At 47.4% G+C, this 2,498-nt stretch carries 3 protein-coding genes; all 3 read left to right on the forward strand.

The window, feature by feature from the left end; genetic code table 11:
- Nucleotides 1-1,598, forward strand: a 1,598-nt coding sequence (locus tag INT22_RS10190; RefSeq protein ID WP_226912582.1) for a hypothetical protein, incomplete at its 5' end; no start/stop codon positions are given.
- Between the two features lie 2 nt (nt 1,599-1,600).
- Nucleotides 1,601-1,999, forward strand: a complete 399-nt coding sequence (locus INT22_RS10195) for a hypothetical protein (protein WP_193068166.1) — start codon at nt 1,601-1,603, stop codon at nt 1,997-1,999.
- A gap of 153 nt (nt 2,000-2,152) precedes the next feature.
- Nucleotides 2,153-2,498, forward strand: a 346-nt coding sequence (locus INT22_RS20700) for a recombinase family protein (RefSeq protein ID WP_226912583.1), incomplete at its 3' end; no start/stop codon positions are given.

Genomic DNA, 2,498 nt, shown 5'->3' on the forward strand with positions numbered 1-2,498 from the left:
GCGCTATAGGGGAACTGTTTAATAACACCTTAACCACTCCGCTTGACATTGTAACCGTCTCAGCATGTTCTCTTTTGCTTAGCCTGCCTAGTCGTATAGGGGAATTAGCAGATGTAGAACGTGAATGTGTGGTATTTAAAGAAGATGATGTTGGTGCTCGCCGCATGTTTCTACGCTGGTATGCTGAGAAAGGATTTGGTGCGACTACAAAACCAGTTATGACAGGCATGGAGTCCGTTGTGGAGCGCGCCATTAACCTGTTGGTACCTGTTACAGAAGAAGCTCGTGCTTATGCGGCATGGCTTGAAGACCACCCCGACGAGTTTCCGCCGCATGCGGGAGTGCCCCTTAAAGGCCTAGATGATCCGCTCACGTATGTTGAGGCTTGTGCTGCACTGAAAACTAAAGTTCATTCAAACCACTCAGCACGAAAAAATTTTAAGGATCAATGGGTTGAGTCTATTTCAAAACGTGCATCAATAGGTCCTGTTGCGCAGTTGCTACTGGACGAGATACAACAAGGTTGGGATGCCACCTGCGGGAGCCGAATCTATGTGAGTGGCACACGCCATTATTATGAGTATAACGATAAAGTTGTCATTACGTTACGCAAGCTCAATATCTTGGTCCGTGAGAAGTACTTGCCTAAAGATTTTCCTTATACCACTCCTGCGGAAGATGGTAAAAAGCGCGTAAAGTATCGTGATGCCCTGTTAACAGTGCGTACTGGTAGTTTACCTGACGAGACAAAAAAATCGCTTCTAATGACCCGTGATTTTGGAGTGGAGATCGCTGCCAACCCTAACCGAATAGCAGCGCAGCTAGGAGGAGCTACTCCGCGTAAGCAAAGTATTTTTCAAAGGCATGGTTACGGGAATCTGAAGGTGAGCTCGCACTCTTTTCGTCACGAACTGAATACTGAGATGCAATACGCGGGGCTTTCACAACTACTTATTGATGCGTTTTCTGGACGCACTTCTATGGGCTCTGTCTATAACCATGAGACTGTCGAGGATCGTACCCAAAGGGTTGCACAATATCACCCCAAAACGAAGTACAGTAATGCGGCTTCGCGGTTGGAGAAGGTCAAAACTAACCAACCTTTGAGTCTCAGTGATGTGACAGATCTCCATGAGGGGGAGCAGGATCTAATCATCCATCAGACGCACGTTGGAATCTGTGTACACAACTTTGCCTCTGAACCCTGCCCGAAAATGGGAGCCTGCTTAACTTGTGGGAAGCTCGGCTGTGTCAAGGGCGATGATGTGAAGCTCGCAAACCTCAAAGAAGAACGCAAGGACCTTAAATGCCGCTACGACAAAGCGCTTGATGCGCAGTCTCGCGATATTTTTGGAGCTTCAGAGTGGGTCAAAAAAGTAGGTATGAGTCTATATAAGTGTGATGCGCTGATCCGAACCTTGGAGAACCCCGAACTCGAAAACGGCGACATCGTGTGGAACGCCGACAATGGTTGGACACTGACAAACAACGCAGCAGCCATGGCGGGGCTGATTGATGTCAAAGACATCGAAGCGAAAAATGAGCAGCTGATGTCATTAGATGACTTGTCAGCGATGCTAGACGAAATTGAGGTATAACAATGGGGCATTTAACGAAGAAAGATGAAGCGCGCATCATCAAGCTAATTGAAGAGTGGTCGGAGCCAAAGCTGACCTGGCCTTTACTCGTTGAAGCATGCAAAGAAAAGCTGGGTATTAGTCGTGCTCGCCAGTCTCTGATGAAGCTACCTGCCGTTGATATAGCCATGAAGAATCGTAAGGCCGCATTGAAGGCTCCGAAGGAATCACCAGGATGGATAGGCGACATTCGTGAAGCGAACGAGCGCATTGAAGAACTGACTGAGAAAAACCAAAAGCTTATGTACGCTCTTCGTGAGATGCATGCACGATTCTTAATATGGCAGGCAAACGCTGAGATACATGGGGTAACGCAATTGATGCTTGAGCAGCCAGTGCTTCAGCTCCAGAAGAAATCCTAATTAAGTGTTCATAAAGCTATACTTTGTGGACACCATGCTCAAGCCCCTAAATGCCAACCTTTATGGTGTCCAAAAACCTTGCTTGTTAATTTCTTGACATGATGTATAGAAACCTTATTCTGTTTATGAACAGTATGAGGTTGGATGGAATTTATGTCGGGAAAGCATGTTGGATACATTCGCGTCTCAACGGTCGGTCAGAATAGTGACCGCCAGCTTGATGGCATTCAGCTAGACAAGGTGTTCGAAGAGAAAGTGTCTGGCAGAAATGCTGGTTCACGCGACATCCTCAATCTCTGCCTCGATTATCTCCGCGAGCACGACACACTTCATGTTCACAGCATTGACCGGCTCGCTCGCAACATGTCTGACCTGCTCTCGATTGTTGATGACCTGGTAAAGCGTGATGTTACCGTCAAGTTTCATTCCGAGGGGTTAACGTTCGCCCCGCAGACAGATGATCCCATGGCTTCGTTGATGCTGCACATGCTTGGCGCAT

The organism is Halomonas sp. 3D7M, from assembly GCF_014897885.1.
Taxonomy (GTDB): Bacteria; Pseudomonadota; Gammaproteobacteria; order Pseudomonadales; family Halomonadaceae; genus Vreelandella.